Here is an 18605-nt window from a genome sequence, read left to right as displayed (position 1 = left end):
AGCCTAAACAGGGATGATGGCGTTTTTATGACAGCATGGTCAGGTGGCCCTATTTTACCGACTTAACTGGCTGGGGATGCCAGTGCTCTGTTGCGTTGGCCCAGCATACCGAGCAGGGCGCCTCCCATGATAAGTGCACCGGCCAGCAGATGGCGCGAGGTCAGCTCTTCTCCGTTCAATGCCACTAACAGCAAAGTACTCAGCAGCGGTGTCAGGTAGGCAAGGGCACCGATCCGGCGTGGATCGCCGTCTCGCAGTGCCAGATACCAGGTCACAAAGGCCGCCCCCATCGGGCCCAGCGCCAGCCCGATGATGAGGCTCCAGTCACTGGTGGGGATCTGCGCGAGCGGCAGGGGCCCCTCCAGCAGACGGGCAAGCAGCAGCGCCAGCAAACCTGCGGGCAGGCAGGCTGCCGCAGTGACCACGGCAGGGGCTGGCGGCAGACGGCGTGACAACACCGAATAGGCCCCCCAGACGACAGCTGCACTGAGTGCCAACAGGTATCCCGGCAGATAGACCTGTTGCAGTTGCAGCTCGCCGTTGACCATCACCAGCAGGGAGCCCGCCAGACCGAAGGCACCGGCCAGCAGGTGACGGGCATGGAGCGGATGGCCGGGCAGCAACAACGGGGTGAACAGAATGATGCAGAGCGGCCAGAGGTAGTTGATGAGGTTTGCCTCCAGCACCGGGGCATGGTGAAAGCTCATAAAGAGCAGCAGATGGTAGAGCAGCAATGCCGTAACCGTCACCAGCCAGGTAATAGGGCGAGCGCGCCATTGGCGCCAAAACGGCAAGGCCCCAACCCCGCAGAAAAACAGCACCAGCCCGACCAGCACCAGCGGTGACACGCTGGTGACCCGTGACGTCAGCGCCGCCAGCGAGGCCCACAGCACAATGGTCAGCAGTGCAAAACCGGTGGATCTATCCCACCAGGAACATCCGGACATCCAACACTCCTTTGCAAGATGAAACAGGGCTTGGCCTCAAAGACAAGCCAAAGAGAAGCAGTCTATCAGAGAGCGCATGCTCTGAACGCAGAAAGGAGAGGGTCATTACGGTTGGATGGTCGGATTCATTGTCGCCAAAAAAGACCAAGGGGTTGGCATCATGATGATGCCAACCCCTTGTTTTATATGGCGCTCCCGACTGGAGTCGAACCAGTGGCCTGTCCCTTAGGAGGGGACCGCTCTATCCTGCTGAGCTACGGGAGCTGTGTGGCGGGCATTATACAAGAAGCAACTCCCTTTTAAACCCTTGATTCTTATTCCAATACTGCCAAATCCCCATTCTGGATGTTAAACGGCGAATATTTGTTCTGGCTGCTGATGATGGCGCCATCGTCGAATACCTGTACTACCTCAAACAGGCCGTCGGCCGGGTTGCGCATCATGCGCGACTTGCCGTAGGGGTCGATAAAGTCAGCGTTGTGCTGGATGCGGAACTGGTCGCCGAGTTTGACACCATTGCGCCGCCCCAGATTGATGTAGGGACCTCGCTCGTTCTGACCGACCACTCTTGCAGTGACCGGGGCACAGGTGAGCTGGGCTACCAGATCCTGAGCCGCCTGTTGCAACTGGTAGTTGACCTCCTGGCCGTAGCTCGACTGCCAGAACTGGCCGCTGCTGCTGCCCACCTGATCCCGTTTGCCGAAGGTCCAGGTGGCGCGCCCTTCATAGACCTTGCGGTTGATCAGGCTGCCGTTGATGCCGTCGAACAGGTAGAGCTGCATGCGAAAATTGCGGACGGGATCCTCATACCAGCTGGTCAGCTGATTGCCCTGCGGTTCGATGGAGAGATCGTCGATGCTGCCGAGCACCAGATACTGGCTGTCGCTACGCAGGCTGAGGGCCTTGATCTCCTCGAGGGCGCTGCGATCCCCCTGTTGCAGGTGAAGCGGGTCGATGCGCAGGTTTTCATCCAGCCACTGGCGCACCGCGACCCCTTGCGGGGCGTTGGCGAGAGTTTCGAACAGTCGTCGCGAGAGGTTTTCCGGCATGTCGTCCATGGCGCCGTAGCTGGCTTGGTCCGGATAACGCATCCGCAGCCTGACCAGTGTCAAATCCTTGGCGAAGTGTTGGGTCTGGCAGATCTGGCGCTCGGCCTGAATGTCGGCGACCAGCGTGATATACATGCGGCCGTTGCGCACCTCTTCCCGCTTGAGCCGATACTGGCGAATGTCTCCGCCGGAGCGGATCTGGATCTGCTCGGATCGCAGGCTGCCATTTTCCAGACGCTGGACGCTGGAAACGGCCGCGCCGCTGGCTAGCAAGGCTTGACGCAGGGCGTCGCGGGTTGCCTGCTCGCGGGCATAGACTTCATCGCCCCCCAGAATGGCGGCGCTGCCCTGCGCTTCGATAAGCTCGGCTCGGGCGCTCAGGCTGGCCAGCAGCAGGGTCAACAGCAGCGGTAATTTCATAGCAGATACCTTGAGTTGGCGGGCAGCCGAGCCATTTTGAGGAAATGACGCCTGCTGGCCGACATGGATCACAACACGTTCCAAGTGGCAGCGCACGTTGGCGCTGATGATGACCATTAAAAAGCAAGAATCATGCCTCATTCCCGGCTCAAGCTTTGTCCGGCGCGTCCGATAATAAGTCAGGTGCAGATACAGGAAAGGTATCCATGAACAAACTCATCACGGCGTTGGCGCTTGCCCTGGCATTGACCGGGTGTGGCTCCGACCCTATCAATCGGGATCAGGGTGACCCCCGCCAGGCGGCGCAGGGGATGGAGCTCAACTGGCTGGTGGCGCGCATGACCGATCAGCTGATGGAGCGCAAATCGCTGACCACCCTGACCGAGCCCATCGCGGTGGCCTCTTTCGTCGATCTTGATACCCTGCAGGATACCAACTGGATGGGGCAGCAGATTGAGGAGAGCTTTATCTACGAGCTCAATCGTCGCGGCGAGGTGGTGGTGGACTTCAAGCTGACCGGTAGCATCAAGGTGACGCCGCAGGGGGACTTCGTGCTGAGCCGCAACTATAAGGAGCTCTCCTCCCGTTTGCCGATCTCCCGCATTCTGGTCGGCACCTTCAGCCGCAACAGCAAGGGAATTCTGGTCAATGCCCGCGTTATCGACATGCGCACCAAGATGGTGGAGACCACGGCCCAGAGCCTGATCCCGCAAAAATATCTGTTCGGTGCCAACAATTCGTTTGGTCGGGCATCGATCAATCGCGGTTATCTGATGCGTGACAGTCAGGCCCGGCCGGGCGGTCATCTGGTCAACCTGACCCCGTGAGGAGCGAGTCATGAAGATCCTGTTTGGTTGCCTGTTGGCACTCTTGCTCACCGGTTGCAGCTACAACCGGGTGGTGGATTACACCCAGGGTGGCAAGCCCGATGATTTTCCGGTGCTCAAGGCGGTGGGGTATGCGGTGATCGACATCCAGCCCGGCCCCTCCCAGTCGGAGAAGATGCTGCAAGCCATTCGCGCTTCCAAGATGGATGCCTATCGCGAGCTGGCCGAGCAGCTCAATGGTCAGCAGGTGCGCGGCCAGAGCAGCTACCGCGACTTGACCCAGACCTCCAACTCGCTGGATGTGTCGGTCGCCGGTGTGGTGCGTGGTGCCCGGGTGGTTGCCTCCTATCCGCGCGGCAACACCTATGCCACCGAGATGGAGCTCGATACCCGTGCCCTCTACAACATCAACCAGCTGATGGCCGGTCAGTTCTGAGTTGATGGGCTTGCCGTGAAAACCGGCATCAAAACAAAAGGCGAGCAGGGTGCTCGCCTTTTGTCGTTGTGGGCTGGTTAGCTCCCCATCAGCACCGGCGGCACTGCGGTGGGTTTCACATCCTCGCTCGGGTAGCAGCCAAGCACCTTGATATAGCGGGTGATCTTGGTCAGCTCCACCAGTGCGGCCTGCATCGCCGGGGTCTGCAGGTTGGCGGAGACATCCAGATAGAACATCTCTTCCCACGGGTTGCCCTGCACCGGACGGGACTCCAGCTTGGTCATGTTGATCTCGTGGTTGCGCAGTACCAGCAGCGCCTCGACCAGCGAACCCGGCTTCTGGGAGGTGGACATGATGAGGGTGGTCTTGGCCGGGATCTGCGGCGCCACGTCGATGGGCTTTCGCGCCACCACGATGAAGCGGCTGTAGTTCTCTTTCTGGTTGGCGAGCTGCTCGGCCAGCACGTCCAGACCATACAGTTCACCACCGGCGGCGCTGCCGATGGCGGCGGCCTCCGGGCTGGCCAGTTCTTTCACCTTCATCATGGCACTGGAGGAGGAGTCGCAGATCTCGTGGCGTGCCCCTTCCAATTTGCTCAGATAGTGGGAGCACTGCTGGAACACCTGCGGGTGGGCATAGAAGGTTTTGATGCGACTCAGCTCGGTCGGCACGGCGGTGAGGATGCAGTGCTCGATGGGGTAGGTGAGCTCGCCGACGATGGAGAGGCTGGTGTGCTGCATCACGTCATAGACTTCGTTGATGGAGCCCGAGCTGGTGTTCTCGATGGGCAGCACACCGAAGGCGGCGCGGCCTGACTCCACGGCATCCAGCACTTCGCGGAAGTTCTGGCAGTTCACCTCGATCACCTGATCCTTGTAGCGCGCCAGATATTTGCGGGCGGCCAGGCTGGAGTAGGATCCGCGCGGCCCCAGATAGGCGACGCTGGTCATCGGCTCCTGCTGCTCCGGGTTGAGCAGGCTCTGCAGATAGGCCTGCTGGGAGAGCACAGAGTCTTCGATGATGGTGTGATAGATGCGGGTGATGTACTGGGCATCCAGCCCAAGCACGCGCCCTTTCTGGATCAGGGCGACCAGCAGTTCCTGCTCCCGCTGGTGGTCACGGATGGGGCGCGGGTTGGCTTGCTTGGCACGGGCGACCTCGATGCTGAGGGTCTTGCGTTTCGCCAGCAGGGCAAGCAGCTCCTGATCCAACCGGGTGATGTCTTGTCTGATCTCGTCGAGCGTTGCCATGATTGTTCCCTATCCAAGTAATCGATTGATATTAATGCAAAAAAAAGCCTCCGCTAGGGGAGGCTCGATTCGTCTTTGCTTTCTGTTCACACGACGACAGGCCTTCCCTCAAGCGGGCCGGATAAACGAGAAAGCAAAGAAGAATGGTGCGTGCATAGGTGTGTCCTTGAAGTAACGTCATAACCATTAAGGGATTTGCCGGTCTGATGCAAGTAAAACTTGCCCGCAGGAGGGGATGGGGGCAGGGTATCCGGTTAAGAAAATGGCGTATGAGCGATGTTCTATTGACTCTGTTTTGATGACTGAAACCCAGTGGGGGAGGTAAAGACGATGGCGATTATTTTCGATCTGGGGCGGGTGGTGGTGAGCTGGGATCCGGTAGGCATAGTGCGTTCGGTGCGTGGCCCGCAAGGGGCCGAACAGTTGGCCGAGCAGCTCTTTAACCACCCGGATTGGCTGGAGGTAGACAGAGGTACCATGTCGCTCCACACCATGGCCCGGGAAGCGCAAGCGCGCACTGGCCTCTCGGCGGCACAGAATCTGGCCATTTTACAGGCAGTTCCCGCTTCCCTGCTGCCAGATCCCGCTATGCTAACCCTGATAGCCGAGCTGCACGGGGCGGGGCACACCCTGTATGCCCTCTCCAACATGGGTCATGCCAGCATCGACTGGTTGGAGCAGCATCAGGATTTCTGGCGCTTCTTCAGCGGCAAGGTGGTCTCGGCGCGGGTGCGGATGATGAAGCCGGAGCCGGATATCTACCGCTATCTGCTGGTGTCGTTCGATCTGAAACCGGCAGAGTGCATCTTCATCGATGACAGTCCTGCCAACATCGCGGCCGCCGAGGCCCTCGGTATCAGGGGGATCGTTTTTACCGACGCTGAGAGTTGTCGTCAGCAACTGGGTGAGCTGGGCTGTTTGCCCGCCACCGGCAAGGGGTGATGCCCCTCTAGGAGCACTATGGAGCATGGCCGGTTTCGCAATTGGCTCAGTCACTATCCCGAGGCGACCCTGATCATCGCCTGCAAGGATGGCAGCGGTTATCAGCTTTGCATCGAGGCGGAAGGGGAGTGCCTCTGCCTGACCGACAGCGAGGGAGGGCGCTTGACCTTCACCTCGCTGGATCAGGCGCAGGGTTTCTTGCGAGCCCATCGGGTTCACCAAGCAAGATTACGAATTTATGACGCCCAAAATGAAGATTTAGCAGCAGAATCACAGGAAATAATCATCAAGTTTTAATTTTAACCAGACTCTTTAAGGGTCTATTCAGTTTGTTTGCCGCACAATACTGCACCTGTTCATCATCCGGAGCTGTTTAATGGGTGCCAATGTAGTTGTACTGAATCAGGGATATGATCACTCTTTTCAAGCCAGGGAACAGCTGCTGATTGAGCGACTGGCAAGTTTTGACGAGCTGGTTGTCTCTTTTTCGGGACGGTTGGAATCCTGCTACAGCATCGAGCTGTGCCGCGCTGCCGGTGTGAAAATCCACGCAATTACCCTCGATAATCCGACCCGCAGTCGCAGCGAAGTGGCCCGAGCCCGCCGTTATTGCCAGCGTTATGGCATCGATCACTGGGTCATCAAGAGTGACGAGATCGTCTTTTGCGATCGCCTGCCAAATATTGAAGGGCTGATCGACCCGGTTCGCCGCATTGGTGAGTATGTGCAGACTCGTCCGGAGTGGACTCATCTGCCGTTGCTGGTTCCGGCAGCGGTGGAGGAGCGTGATGATTATCTTGCCCAGTTCGGGTCTCTGCCTGCCAACTCAATCTGGTTTTTTGCCGACAACGGATTGATGCGCCGCGATTATCGTTACGGCTTCAACAAGCGTCAGCTCGGTCGTTGGGGTAAGGGGAGCAACGGTTGCCTTAGCAATCGCTTCACCAATCCACGGCAGCTTGAGCAGCGTTATCTGCGAATGGTGGATCAGGCAGAGCAGATGCTGGCCGACATGGGGCTGGACGAGGCACAGGTCTTTTTCCATACCCTGTGTGACTGCTCCACCACCCTGGCCCGGGTGCGTCTGCCCGAGCATCAGCGTGCGCAGGCATTTGATATGCAATCGGATATTTTGTCTGCCCTCAAGGGGAGCAAGTTCGATCTGGTGACCCTAGATATGGCACAGAAAGAGCGGCACGATCTCGCCATCTAGCCTGCGGGCAAGCGATGCGGGTGCCAGAACGTGAGTGCTGTCATAGGCAAGGGGCGACGGGACTGTTTATACTGTCGCCCTTTCATCCGTTACCGAGCTTCGCCCTATGAAATCCTTCTCCCGTCTGCTGATTGCCCTGTGCCTCTCCCCCGTATTGGCGCAGGCTGCCCCTCTTTCTCAGGTGACGCTGCCCGATGGTCGGCAGGTTCAGCTCAACGACGACTTCACCTGGGAGTATCTGGTGGTCAAACCGGCCGAGCCTGTGCAGGGCGTGGCTGCCGATGGGAAGGCTGGGGCCGTGGTGGCCGTCGCGGCCCCGGTACTGACCGAGCAGGCCAAGGCCAATCCGGACCTGCTTGCCCAGATGGCGCGTGACGGTGTGGTGGTCAAGCTGGACAAGATCGAGGGATCTGACCCGCTGGTGCTGACCTTTATGGTGAGCAATACCGGTACCCGCAATGTAGTCGGGGTGCGTGGCATGGTGACCCTGTTCAGTGCTGACGGGGTGCAGCTGAGCCGTCATGAGGCCCGCTTCTGGGTTGCCGAGAACCGCCTGCCGGAGACCTATCTGCGCAAGGGGCAAGCCCGTCCGTCGCTGGCCCTCGAGATCCCCCGTCCTGCCGGATTGACCGGTCAGCCGCTGGTGCGGGTCGAAATTGACGAGGTGGTCTTCCGCTGATTTGGCGTTGTTCCGGCCCATGCAAACCGTGTGGGCCGGCAACTTGTTGCCGCTGACACCCCCTGCAATATCTGCTTACATCTGACATGGTTCTGCAACAGCTTGCAGCTCGGCAAGCCGGGAACCTGATCGCACAATGACTCCATACCAGCTCGCTAGCAACGGGCCCAATCACATGGAGTTATCATCATGAAAAAAGCAACTGTCTCTCTTCTGGTTCTGGCCGGGTTTGCCTCTACTTCCGCCATGGCGCAGGATGCCTTTAGCTACGCCAAGGGCGCGGCCACCTGGGCGCACACCAAATCCGATTATCTCAACGGTACCTTCAGCAATGACAGCAAAGGAACCCGTGATTTTGGCGGTCTGAGCCTGGATCTCTCCAAGAGCTTCGGCTCCAATTTCTATGGTCGCGGCAGCACTGAATACACCTCTCGCAGCAACGGCAACGACAGCATGTCGATCTCCAGCATTGGTGTCGGTGTATTTACCCCGCTCAGCACGGGTCTGAACCTCTACGGTGAAACCGGTGTGACCGGCTACATGCTGGAGCGTGAACTTGCCAGCGATATCGCTAACAAAGGGTGGGATGCTGTTGCTCGCAAAGATAGCGGCAGCATGTACGGTGAAGTGGGTCTGCGCTACGACATCGGCAATGTCGAGCTCTCCACCGCTTATCGCTACGCCAACATGACCGACGATATGCACGACTTCAAGGTGGGCGGTGCCTACAAGCTCAACCAGAACTGGGCGCTGACTGCCGATTACACCTATCGCAACTGGGATCTGCAAAAAGGTTCCATCTCCAGCCTGGGTGTGAAGTACAGCTTCTAATTTTCCTTCCCGTAGTCCGTAGTGTCTTGTTTTTTACCCATGGCGTTCGCCATGGGTTTTTTCTTTTTCCGGTGATCCCTTTTTTCTCCTTGTGTCGTATCAGTCGCAAATAGTTATACAACTTTCATTTTTTTGTATAACTGCTATAACTGAATCAATGCTTATACAAGGAGCGTCATCATGTACAAGATTAAAGTCGGTATCAGTGCCTGCCTGCTGGGACAAGAGGTACGTTTCGATGGGGGCCACAAGCGCTCCAGCTTCTGCGAACGGGATCTTGGCGCTCACTTTGACTACCACCCCGTCTGTCCCGAGATGGCCATCGGTCTAGGGGCGCCTCGCGCCGCCATCCGGCTGGTCAAGCGCAACGGCGAGATCCGCGCCGAGGCGAGCAACGGCAGCTTCGATGTCACCGAAAAGCTGATCGCCTTTAGCGAGCAGAAAGCCCGTCAGCTCGACTTTATCTCCGGCTATATCCTCTGCGCCAAATCCCCCAGCTGTGGCATGGAGAGGGTCAAGGTCTATGGAGCCAACAACGAGGGGAGCGCCAAGGAGGGGATTGGCCTCTTTGCCAAGGCCTTGATGGAGGCCAACCCCCTGCTGCCGGTGGAAGAGGATGGCCGTCTGTGCGACCCCATCCTGCGGGAGAACTTCGTGCTGCGGGTCTTCGCCTACCACGACTGGCAGCAGCTCTGCGCCCGCGGCATTACCGCCTCTGCGCTGATCCGCTTCCACTCCCGCTACAAGTATCTGGTGCTCTCCCATGCCACCACCCACTACCGCATCCTCGGCAAGCTGCTCGGCAATCTGGGCAAGTCCACCAATTTGCAGGAGGTGGCCGACAACTACATCAAGGGATTGATGACGGCGCTGACCCTGCGAGCAAACCGTCGCAGCCACACCAATGTGCTGATGCACCTGCAGGGCTATTTCAAGCGGGTGCTGACCCCGGCCCAGAAGCAGGAGCTTGCCGATACCATCGACAAGTACCGCACCGGTATCTTCCCCTTGCTGGTGCCGCTCACCCTGATCCGTCACTACCTGCGCGAGTACCCCAATCCCTATCTCGCCGAGCAGGTTTATCTCAATCCGCACCCCGATACGCTGAAATTGCGTTACGGGCTCTGAATCCGTTCTGTTGCCCCAGCGCATGGTTTGCGCCGGGTAGCCTTACTCCTTTGTTTGATGGACGTTGTCATGTCTGATTTATCGCAAGAAGTTGCTCCTCTGGCTGATGAGGGGATCTACCCCATTCGCGAGGTCTCCCGTCTCACCGGTGTCAACGCCGTGACCCTGCGCGCCTGGCAGCGCCGCTACGGGTTGGTACAACCGGCTCGCACCGAAAAGGGCCACCGCCTCTACAGCGAGCAGGATATCCGCCAGATCGGCGAGATCCTGAGCTGGCTGGAGCGGGGAGTGAGTATCGGGCAGGTGAAGGGGCTCTTGAGCGAACCCCATTCCGAGCCAGTGAGCGATCACTGGCAGCAAACCCTGGAGCAGTTCAGTCAGGCGTTGCTCGCCTTCAACCAGCGCAAGGCGGAGGCTGAGCTGAACGACCTGCTGGCAAGCTACCCGTTCGAGCTGGTGCGCAGCCGGATACTGCAACCGCTGGTGGAGCGGCTGCTGGGGCTGTGGCGCGAGCGGCCCGATGGCGAGCTGCTGCAACAGGTGTGGCTGGGCTGGCTCCATACCCGCTTCGCCCGCCACCTGATCGAGCAGGAGAAGGGCGTGCCGATCACACTGGCGAGCTGGGGACAGGTCGGCCCCCTCGATCTGGTCTGGGTCGCCTACGAGCTGATCGGTCAGGGCTATGAGGTGCAACTGCTGGGGGCGGTGGAGCCGCGCCATGCCAGCCTGCTGGAGGGGCGAGCCGTTACCCCCTGGCTGGTGCTGCTGGGGGCCGGGCTTGGCAAACAGGAGCTGGCCGCCGGATGGCCCGCCGGCACGCGCCTGTTTGGCGAACTGGGCCGTCTCTACGAGGATGAGTGGCTTAAAGCACACGGCTGGCAGGCGAGCCTTGCCGAGCTGATGGCGAACGCACCTGCTGCGGCTGGCGCCAGCGGACGCGGGAGGAAAAAATCATGAAGCTGGTCTGGTTTCGCAATGATCTGCGCCTTGCCGACAACCCGGCGCTGCGGCATGCCTGCGCCGGTGATGAACCGGTGGCCGCGCTCTTTATCGTCTCTCCTACCCAGTGGCGGCAGCACAAAATGGCCCCCATTCGTCAGCGCTTTATGTTGGCGCAGGTGGATGAGTTGGGGCGCGAGCTGGCGGCGCTTGGCATCCCGCTCCATCTGCTGCGAGTGGAGACCTTTGCCGAGGTGCCCGCAGCGTTGGCAGGCCTCTGCCGCGAGCAGGGGGTGACCCAGCTCTACGCCAATCAGGCTATCGAGATCGACGAGCAGCGCCGCGATCACGCCGTCAGCGCCGCGCTGGTAGAGCAGGGGGTGAGCTGTCACTGGCTCAACGGCTGTTGCGTATTGCCGCCGGGGCGGGTGCTGACCGGCTCGGGTGAGATGTTCAAGGTGTTCACCCCCTTCAGCCGAGCCTGGCTCAAGGCCCTCGATGAAGAGGGGTTTGTCATTCATCGCGCTCCTGCGTCCCGTGGCGAGTCGTTGCCGTGGCAGCCGCTGGCCGAACGTGCGTGGGTTGATGAGGCGCTCGGCGAGCTGACGGCGGATCCCCGCTGGCCAGTGGGGGAGGCAGAAGCTCTGCGTCGTTTGAACATTTTCCTGGAGCAGGCGGTGCTCGACTATGGCGAGACCCGGGATTTTCCTGCCATCGCGGGCACGTCCGTGCTCTCCCCCTATCTGGCGGCCGGCATCATCAGCCCCCGTCAGTGCGTGGCGGCGCTCCAGCAGCGGCTCGGCTATCGGCCCCAGTCCAAGGCTCAGCCCGGCTTTGTCTGGCTCAACGAACTTATCTGGCGCGAGTTCTATCGCCACCTGCTGGTGCTGATCCCGACCCTCTCCATGAATCGCCCTTTCAAACCCGAGACGGCAGCCTTGCCGTGGAGCTGGGATCCGGATGCCTTCGCCGCCTGGTGCGAGGGACGAACCGGCTACCCCATCGTCGATGCGGCGATGCGCTGTCTCAACACCACCGGCTGGATGCACAACCGGCTGCGAATGATAGTGGCGAGCTTTCTCACCAAGGATCTCCATATCCACTGGCGGCTCGGGGAGGATTACTTCATGAGTAGACTCATCGACGGAGATCTGGCGGCCAACAACGGCGGCTGGCAGTGGGCGGCGGGTACCGGCGCCGATGCGGCGCCCTATTTTCGGGTATTCAACCCCACCACTCAGGGGCAACGATTTGATCCACAAGGGGAGTTTATCCGTACTTGGGTAACTGAACTTGCCGATATTCCCGCCGCTTATGTGCATCAGCCCCACGATTGGCTGCGACTCAAGGGGCGACAGGATTATCCGGCACCCATGGTGGATCACGCCGTTGCCCGGGTGAGAGCCATCGAGATGTTTCGCTCTCTGGAGAAATAGGATGAACGAGCCGCTGGCCCGCTTTATTGGCCTCTATCAGCAACTGGACAAACAGCAGTTGCACCGCTTGCCCGAGGTCTATGCCGAACAGGTGGTCTTTACCGATCCGGCTCACCGCATTGAGGGGCTGGCGGCCCTTGGCGACTATTTTACCGCCCTCTATCAGCGCCTCGCCTACTGCCGTTTCGTCATCACCAGTCAGCAGCAACAAGGGCGGCAGGCCTGGCTCGGCTGGACCATGACCTTCTCTCACCCCAGATTGCGTGGTGGTGAGCCGGTGACGGTGGAGGGGGCCACCCGCCTCGAATTCGACGAGGCGGGCAAGGTGTGCCAGCACCGGGACTATTTTGACCTGGGCGCCATGCTCTACGAGCAGTTGCCGCTGCTCGGGCCCGTGGTGCGCACTATCAAGATGAGGCTTGGCGCATGAGCGGCCGGGTGCTTATTACAGGCGCGACTTCCGGCATCGGTCGCCAGTTGGCGCTGGATTACCGGCGGGCAGGCTGGCAGGTGTGGGGCTGTGGCCGCGATGGTGAACGGCTGCAGGCGCTGGGGCTGCACGGTGTCACGCCGCTGCAGTTCGATGCCCGAGATCTGGCCGCTATGAACGGGGTGGCTGCTACACTGCCATTCCTCGATCTGCTGATCCTCAACGCAGGCAACTGCGAGTACATGGATGTCGGCGATGGGTTTGACAGCGAGCTGTTTGCCCGTGTCATCGACACCAATCTGACCGCTACCGGCCATGCGCTGGCCGCCTTCTTGCCGTTGCTCGGGGCTGGGTCACGGCTGGCCATCGTCAGCTCGTCGGTGAGCTGGCTGCCGCTGCCACGAGCCGAGGCCTATGGCGCCTCCAAGGCGGCCCTCGACTATCTGGCGGATACCTTGCGCCTCGATTTGGCCAGCAAAGGGATCGGGGTGACCCTGATCCGCCCCGGCTTTGTCCAGACGCCGCTCACCGCCAAAAATGATTTTCCCATGCCCTGTCTGGTGACGGTGGAGCAGGCCTCCCGCGCCATCATGGACGGGCTGACCGCTGGTCGTCACCAGATCCACTTTCCCCGCCGTTTCATCTGGTTGCTGCGCCTGCTTGGTGCGCTGCCGGTGGGGCTCTGGCTGCGCCTTGGCCGCGCACTTGTATCGAAAGGAAGCCATTCATGAAGAAAAAGATCGCCATCGTCGGTTCAGGGATCTCGGGGCTCACCGCCGGTTTTCTGCTCCACAAACTCCATGACATTACCCTGTTTGAGGCGGCGCCGACCCTGGGTGGCCATACTGCGACCGTCGATGTGAATCAGGCTGGCCGCAGCTATGCCATCGACACCGGCTTTATCGTCTTCAACGATCGCACCTACCCCAACTTCTTGAAGTTGCTGGCGCGGATCGGCATGGCGCGGCAACCGGCCGAGATGAGCTTCTCGGTGAAGAGCCCGGAGGGGCTGGAGTATAACGGCCACAACCTCGACACCCTGTTTGCCCAGCGCCGCAATCTGCTGAGTCCGCGCTTCTACGGCTTTGTCGCCGAGATCCTGCGGTTCAACCGGGAGGCGCGGGCCTGGCTGGCGGATGGGCAACATCAAGGGGCTGGCCCCGAGCTGACCCTGGGAGACTTTCTGCTGGCGGGGGAGTTTAGCGACTACTTCGCCCGCCACTACATCTTGCCGATGGGGGCGGCGATCTGGTCATCGACCCTGGCTGATATGCGCGCCTTCCCCCTTGGCTTCTTCCTGCGCTTTTTTGCCAACCACGGCCTGCTGGATGTGGCCAATCGCCCCCAGTGGTACGTGATCCCGGGCGGCTCGCGGGAATATATCGGCCCCCTTACCGCGGGTTGGCAGTCGCAGATCCGCCTCGCCTGTCCGGTGCAGAGCGTGCGGCGGGAAGCGGATGGCGTAGTGATCCTGAGCAGTTACGGCGAGGAGCGGTTTGACGAGGTGATCTTCGCCTGCCATAGCGATCAGGCGCTGGCACTGCTGGCGGATCCCGGCGAGCGGGAGCTGGCCATTCTCGGCGACATGCCCTATCAGGCCAACGATGTCTGGCTCCATACCGATGCGCGCTGCCTGCCTACCCGTCGCAAGGCATGGGCCAGCTGGAACTATCAACTCGATGGCGACGACGAGGCACGGCCGCTGGTGAGCTACAACATGAACATCCTGCAGGGGGTGAACTCGCCGGAGCCCTTCTGCGTCAGTCTCAACCCCAGGGGCAAGGTCGATGAGAGCAAGGTGCTGCGCCGCTTCGTCTATCACCATCCGGTGTTCAATCAGGCCTCCATCGCTGCCCAGCAGCGCCGCGCGGAGATCTGCGGCCAGCAACACACCCACTTCTGTGGTGCCTACTGGTACAACGGCTTCCATGAGGATGGGGTGCGCAGCGCGCTGGATGTCGCCAGGCGCTTCGGAGCCGAGCTATGAACGGCGCCACCGTGGCCACCGCACATGAGGGTGCCGACGAACTGGCTGGCGTCACCAGCGCCATCTGGCAGGGCTCGGTACGCCACCGCCGTTTCGCACCGCGGGCTCACGCCTTCTCCTACAGCCTCTTTATGCTGGGACTGGATCTCGACGAGCTGCCGCAGCTCGATCAGGGGCGCTGGTTCGGGGTGGAGCGGGCTGGGCTGCTCTCGTTTCACCGCCATGACTATCTCAAGGGGAGTGAGGGAAGCCTCAAGCAGGCGGTGTGGCAGAAGGTGAGCGAGCTGGGTGGCGATGCCGACCCCGAGGGGCGGGTGCTGCTGCTCGGCAATGTGCGCTGTCTGGGGTTCTACTTCAGCCCGGTCAACTTCTACTTCTGTTACCGGCAGGGCGAGGCGCGCTATCTGCTGGCAGAGGTGTCGAACACTCCCTGGAACGAGCGTCACTACTACCTGCTGGATCTGGCGGCGCTGGCACCCCATGACAAGGATTTTCACGTATCCCCCTTTATGGGGCTCGCGATGCGTTATCACTGGCGGATCAGGCCGCCCGCGCGGGAGACACTGATCCACATCGAGAGTCATCCCGTATCCGGTGAAGCCAAGCTGTTTGACGCAACCCTGGCGCTCACTCGCGAACCCTTTTCGCGCAAGGGGCTGGTGGCCCTGCTGGTCCGCTGGCCCTGGATGACCATGAAGGTGCTGCTCGGGATCTACTGGCAGGCCCTGCGTCTATTTATCAAACGAACCCCGATTTTTACCCATCCGGAGAGCCGCTAATGGAACTTGCTCAATCAACCCTCTCTGCCTCTTTCATCGACAAGGGGGCAAGACAACTGCTGCTCAATCTGCTGGGTCGCCTCGAACATGGCCAACTGCTGCTGCGGGATGGCGGTGAGCGCCACAGTTTTGGCGTCGCGGGCACCGATCTGCATGCCGAACTGGTGGTGCAGGATCCGGCCTTCTATCGTCGCCTGCTGCTGGGGGGCAGTATTGCCGCCGGAGAAACCTGGGTGGAGGGGCTCTGGACCAGCCCGGATCCGGTGGCATTGGTGCGGTTGCTGGCTCGCAACCTGACCCTGCTCGACTCCCTCGAGCAGCGCTTAGGCTGGCTCAGTTTCCCCTTCAACAAGGTGCGCCACTGGCTTAATCGCAATACCCTGACCGGCTCGCGTTCCAACATCGCCGCCCACTACGATCTCGGCAATACCCTCTATCAGGGGTTTCTCGACAGCCATATGCAGTACTCGAGCGCCATCTATCCGAGCGCCGAGGCCACTTTGGAGGAGGGGCAGCAGGCCAAGCTGCGCACCATCTGCGAGCGGCTCGAGTTAGGGCCTGACGATCATCTGCTGGAGATCGGTACCGGTTGGGGTGGCCTCGCCGTCTATGCCGCCCGCCACTATGGCTGCCGGGTGACCACCACCACCATCTCCCGGGCTCAGCACGACTATGCCAAGGAGTGGATTGCGCGGGAGGGGCTGGGGGATCGCATCACCTTGCTGCTGGAGGATTACCGCAAGCTGGAAGGCACCTATGACAAGCTGGTCTCCATCGAGATGATCGAGGCGGTGGGCCACGCCTTCCTGCCCGACTATTTCCGCCAGCTGTCACGGCTGCTCAAGCCCGGTGGTCGCCTGCTCATTCAGGCTATCACCATCGCCGATCAGCGCCACGCCCAGTATCTGCGCGGGGTCGATTTTATCCAGCGCTATATCTTCCCCGGTGGCTGCCTGCCGAGCGTCTCCCAGATGGCGGGGTTGCTGGCGCGGGAGACCGACATGCAGCTGGTGCGGCTGCACGATCACGGCCATCACTATGCCCGTACCCTGGCTCACTGGTGCGAGCGTTTTCTGGCGTTGGCGCCCGAGCTGCCCAAGCTCGGTTACAGCCAGGATTTCATCCGGTTGTGGCACTTCTACTTTGCCTATTGCGAAGGGGGATTCTGGGAGCGCACCATCAGTCTGGTGCAGCTGGAGGCCGCCAAGCCGGGGCCCGCTGGCTGGTCGGGTGATGTGCCAGTAAGCGATCACTGACTATGTGGCAGTGGGCTCACCTGCTGGGGTTCAACCTCTACTGGTTGCTGGCGGTGAAGTGGCAGCAGCCGGGCCCGCTGCTGGCAATGTTGCTGCTGCACTTTCTCTTCTCACCCAGCCGCCTGCGTGACTGGCGGCTGCTCCCCATCGCGGTGGCCGGCTGTCTGCTGGATGTGCTGCTCTGGCAGCTCGGCCTGTTTCGGTTCCCGTCCGGTTTTCCCCTCTGGCTGGTGCTGCTCTGGCTCGGTTTTGCCCTGACGCTGGCCCACGGTATGCGCTGGCTGCTGCGCTTGCCTCGCTGGCAGCAGGCGCTGTTTGGCGTATTTGGCGGTGCCTCCTCCTATGTGGCGGGGGCTGCCATGGGGGCAGTAAACTTACCCTGGGGCATCTGGATCAGTACGGCGCTGCTGGCAGTGATCTGGATGTGGTGGTTACCCGTACTCCTGTGGGTAATGGTCAAGCTGGAGGGTGAGTCATGACAAACACCTTTTCGACCGACTCGTTGCTTTTTTCTAAATGGACCAAAGAGAGCCAGCATGAGCTGACTGATCGATTCTATCTGGTGGTTGCCTGCCAGAGGGATGCGCAGGGGCGGCTGGTGCAGGTGGTGATGCAGGATATCAACACCCTGCAAGAACAGGAGATGGACTGGCATGAACTGGAAGACCCCAACCACTGGCATATGGGGTGGAATTAACCCGCTACTGCTGGCGTTTACGCTCTTGGCTGCAACCGCAGTGCAGGCTTCTGCCGCCCCCTGGCAGCAGCTGCGCCCGGTCGGGCAGGGGGAGATGAACTGGCTCTGGTTCAAGCTCTACGATGCCACCCTCTACAGTGCGAGCGGGCACTATCAGCCCGGTCACTATCCACAGGCACTGACCCTCACCTATGCCAGATCCATCGAGCGGGAAGATCTGCTGAGCGCTACTGCCGCCGAGTGGCAGCGGCTTGGTCTTGGCTCTGACGCCGAGCGTCAGCGCTGGCTCGGCCAGCTCGCTGCACTCTGGCCCGATGTGCAGGCAGGCGACAAGCTCACCTTTTATGTCGACAAGGGCGGGGCAGGCCACTTCTGGTGGCAGGAAAAACCCCTCGGCACCCTGGCCGATCCGCAATTCTCGGCCGCTTTTCTCGCCATCTGGCTGGCTGACAACAGCCGCGATCCCGCCCTTACCCGCCGCCTGCGTGGCCAACCCTGAACATGGAGTCTCTGATGTCCTTCTATCGTGCATACCGCTGGTTGCTGCTGCTCCCTTTTTTGCTGCTGAGCGGCTGTGGTGCCAGTCTCGATGACTATCGGGGGCAGGGGCCAAACTGGGATCTCGCCTGTTTCTTCAACGGCAAATTGGTGGCTCATGGCCTGGTAACCGACCGCAGCGGCGAAGTGACCAGTCGCTTTCGGGTCGAGATGGTGGGTCGTTGGAAGGATGGCAAGGGAGAGCTGTTCGAGCAGTTCTACTTTGATGATGGCCGCCAGCAGACCCGTACCTGGTATCTGAGCAAGGGCGATGATGGTCATTGGCGCGGTACTGCTTCCGATGTGGTGGGGGAGGCGGTGGGTAAAACCCAAGGGTTTGCCCTCAACTGGCGTTATCAGCTTGATCTGGCGCTGCCGGATGGCGAGGTGGTGCGGGTGAGCTTCGATGACTGGATGTACCTGCTGGACGAAGATCGTCTGATCAATCGTGCCGAGATCAGCAAGTTCGGTATCCATCTTGGCGAGGTGATCCTCTATATCGAACGTCAGCCCTGACCGTTAACGCAAGATAACGGCCAGTAAAAAGCGCGCCGATGGCGCGCTTTTGTTTACCGAAAAACCAGAGTCATCAGATGATGCGGTTCTCTTCCAGCATCTTGCGACGGGCCTCTTCCTTAGCCATCTTCTTCTTGCGGTTGTCACAGGGTTCCGGGCAATCGCACTCTTTCTCGATGCCGACACTACCCAGACCGCCACAGGAGCCGGAGATGGTCTTCTTCTGGAAGATGTAACCGATAGCCATGGCGGCTATCACCAGCATGAATACCCCGAAGGTGATCAGAAAAATCTGCATCTCTACCT

General features: G+C 60.4%; 23 protein-coding genes, 1 tRNA gene and 1 other annotated feature. Of the genes, 19 read left to right on the top strand and 5 right to left on the bottom strand.

The features are described from left to right. Positions 1–62: 62 nt before the first annotated feature. The 3 genes from ACTG2U_RS08090 to ACTG2U_RS08080 form a co-directional block, all read right to left on the bottom strand. On the bottom strand, positions 63–947 hold the full coding sequence (locus ACTG2U_RS08090) for a DMT family transporter (RefSeq protein ID WP_439974330.1): 885 nt from the start codon (positions 945–947) through the stop codon (positions 63–65). Positions 948–1134: 187 nt separating this feature from the next. Next, positions 1135–1211 (bottom strand) — tRNA-Arg (locus tag ACTG2U_RS08085). Between the two features lie 50 nt (positions 1212–1261). Next, positions 1262–2416 (bottom strand): flagellar assembly protein FlgT, encoded by a 1155-nt coding sequence (locus ACTG2U_RS08080; RefSeq protein ID WP_335812041.1) that lies wholly within the window; start codon positions 2414–2416, stop codon positions 1262–1264. A 206-nt stretch (positions 2417–2622) separates the two neighbouring features. Between ACTG2U_RS08080 and ACTG2U_RS08075 the strand changes: the two genes are divergently transcribed. Both ACTG2U_RS08075 and ACTG2U_RS08070 read left to right on the top strand, forming a co-directional pair. After that, on the top strand, positions 2623–3243 hold the full coding sequence (locus tag ACTG2U_RS08075; protein WP_005338718.1) for a FlgO family outer membrane protein: 621 nt from the start codon (positions 2623–2625) through the stop codon (positions 3241–3243). A 10-nt stretch (positions 3244–3253) separates the two neighbouring features. Further along, on the top strand, positions 3254–3679 hold the full coding sequence (locus ACTG2U_RS08070; RefSeq protein ID WP_005349622.1) for an LPP20 family lipoprotein: 426 nt from the start codon (positions 3254–3256) through the stop codon (positions 3677–3679). Positions 3680–3756: 77 nt separating this feature from the next. Here the strand turns inward: ACTG2U_RS08070 and pheA are convergent, their stop codons facing one another. Then, complete coding sequence (gene pheA / locus ACTG2U_RS08065; protein ID WP_021230338.1) at positions 3757–4929, bottom strand: prephenate dehydratase; 1173 nt, start codon at positions 4927–4929, stop codon at positions 3757–3759. A 38-nt stretch (positions 4930–4967) separates the two neighbouring features. Continuing rightward, positions 4968–5089, bottom strand: a sequence feature (Phe leader region). 170 nt (positions 5090–5259) lie between these two features. Here pheA and ACTG2U_RS08060 point away from each other — a divergent pair. From ACTG2U_RS08060 to ACTG2U_RS07980, 17 genes are all read left to right on the top strand, one after another. Beyond that, complete coding sequence (locus ACTG2U_RS08060; protein ID WP_323968047.1) at positions 5260–5871, top strand: HAD family hydrolase; 612 nt, start codon at positions 5260–5262, stop codon at positions 5869–5871. 18 nt (positions 5872–5889) lie between these two features. Continuing rightward, a complete protein-coding gene (locus tag ACTG2U_RS08055; protein WP_069554313.1) occupies positions 5890–6168 on the top strand; it encodes a DUF6482 family protein in 279 nt (92 codons plus the stop codon). 79 nt (positions 6169–6247) lie between these two features. Continuing rightward, positions 6248–7084, top strand: a complete 837-nt coding sequence (locus ACTG2U_RS08050) for a hypothetical protein (protein WP_042080710.1) — start codon at positions 6248–6250, stop codon at positions 7082–7084. Positions 7085–7190: 106 nt separating this feature from the next. Continuing rightward, the gene (locus ACTG2U_RS08045) at positions 7191–7763 is read left to right on the top strand and encodes a DUF3157 family protein (RefSeq protein ID WP_323968048.1); all 573 of its coding nucleotides are present in this window, start codon (positions 7191–7193) and stop codon (positions 7761–7763) included. Between the two features lie 189 nt (positions 7764–7952). Next, positions 7953–8594, top strand: a complete 642-nt coding sequence (locus tag ACTG2U_RS08040; RefSeq protein ID WP_139463028.1) for an outer membrane beta-barrel protein — start codon at positions 7953–7955, stop codon at positions 8592–8594. A 180-nt stretch (positions 8595–8774) separates the two neighbouring features. After that, a complete protein-coding gene (locus ACTG2U_RS08035) occupies positions 8775–9722 on the top strand; it encodes a YbgA family protein (protein ID WP_005338692.1) in 948 nt (315 codons plus the stop codon). A 69-nt stretch (positions 9723–9791) separates the two neighbouring features. Next, a complete protein-coding gene (locus ACTG2U_RS08030) occupies positions 9792–10679 on the top strand; it encodes a MerR family transcriptional regulator (RefSeq protein WP_439974329.1) in 888 nt (295 codons plus the stop codon). Beyond that, positions 10676–12097 carry a deoxyribodipyrimidine photo-lyase gene (gene phrB, locus ACTG2U_RS08025; RefSeq protein WP_429012468.1) on the top strand — a complete coding sequence of 474 codons (1422 nt, stop codon included), beginning with the start codon at positions 10676–10678 and terminating at the stop codon, positions 12095–12097. Before ACTG2U_RS08030 ends, phrB begins: the two co-directional genes overlap by 4 nt. 1 nt (position 12098) lies before the next feature. After that, positions 12099–12527 (top strand): nuclear transport factor 2 family protein, encoded by a 429-nt coding sequence (locus tag ACTG2U_RS08020; RefSeq protein ID WP_201943172.1) that lies wholly within the window; start codon positions 12099–12101, stop codon positions 12525–12527. After that, positions 12524–13258: an SDR family NAD(P)-dependent oxidoreductase gene (locus tag ACTG2U_RS08015; protein ID WP_129504592.1), complete on the top strand. Its 735-nt coding sequence runs from the start codon at positions 12524–12526 to the stop codon at positions 13256–13258. The genes ACTG2U_RS08020 and ACTG2U_RS08015 overlap by 4 nt, the downstream gene beginning before the upstream one ends. Further along, positions 13255–14514: an NAD(P)/FAD-dependent oxidoreductase gene (locus ACTG2U_RS08010; protein WP_335812044.1), complete on the top strand. Its 1260-nt coding sequence runs from the start codon at positions 13255–13257 to the stop codon at positions 14512–14514. Before ACTG2U_RS08015 ends, ACTG2U_RS08010 begins: the two co-directional genes overlap by 4 nt. Further along, the gene (locus ACTG2U_RS08005; protein ID WP_439974328.1) at positions 14511–15293 is read left to right on the top strand and encodes a DUF1365 domain-containing protein; all 783 of its coding nucleotides are present in this window, start codon (positions 14511–14513) and stop codon (positions 15291–15293) included. The genes ACTG2U_RS08010 and ACTG2U_RS08005 overlap by 4 nt, the downstream gene beginning before the upstream one ends. Next, positions 15293–16549, top strand: a complete 1257-nt coding sequence (locus ACTG2U_RS08000) for a class I SAM-dependent methyltransferase (protein WP_439974327.1) — start codon at positions 15293–15295, stop codon at positions 16547–16549. The genes ACTG2U_RS08005 and ACTG2U_RS08000 overlap by 1 nt, the downstream gene beginning before the upstream one ends. Before the next feature lie 2 nt (positions 16550–16551). Continuing rightward, positions 16552–17028, top strand: a complete 477-nt coding sequence (locus ACTG2U_RS07995; protein ID WP_184234511.1) for a DUF2878 domain-containing protein — start codon at positions 16552–16554, stop codon at positions 17026–17028. Continuing rightward, a complete protein-coding gene (locus ACTG2U_RS07990) occupies positions 17025–17246 on the top strand; it encodes a TIGR02450 family Trp-rich protein (RefSeq protein WP_019445887.1) in 222 nt (73 codons plus the stop codon). Before ACTG2U_RS07995 ends, ACTG2U_RS07990 begins: the two co-directional genes overlap by 4 nt. Continuing rightward, the gene (locus tag ACTG2U_RS07985) at positions 17203–17745 is read left to right on the top strand and encodes a chalcone isomerase family protein (protein WP_439974326.1); all 543 of its coding nucleotides are present in this window, start codon (positions 17203–17205) and stop codon (positions 17743–17745) included. The genes ACTG2U_RS07990 and ACTG2U_RS07985 overlap by 44 nt, the downstream gene beginning before the upstream one ends. Before the next feature lie 14 nt (positions 17746–17759). Beyond that, the gene (locus ACTG2U_RS07980; protein WP_439974325.1) at positions 17760–18299 is read left to right on the top strand and encodes a DUF3833 domain-containing protein; all 540 of its coding nucleotides are present in this window, start codon (positions 17760–17762) and stop codon (positions 18297–18299) included. 73 nt (positions 18300–18372) lie between these two features. Here the strand turns inward: ACTG2U_RS07980 and nqrM are convergent, their stop codons facing one another. Further along, complete coding sequence (gene nqrM / locus ACTG2U_RS07975; protein ID WP_005338668.1) at positions 18373–18597, bottom strand: (Na+)-NQR maturation NqrM; 225 nt, start codon at positions 18595–18597, stop codon at positions 18373–18375. Between the last annotated feature and the right edge of the window lie 8 nt (positions 18598–18605).

Source organism: Aeromonas sp. 95A, from assembly GCF_051919235.1.
Lineage (GTDB): Bacteria > Pseudomonadota > Gammaproteobacteria > Enterobacterales > Aeromonadaceae > Aeromonas > Aeromonas veronii.
Note: the sequence above shows the minus strand (reverse complement) of the source record. Positions and strands in the feature narration are given on the sequence as shown.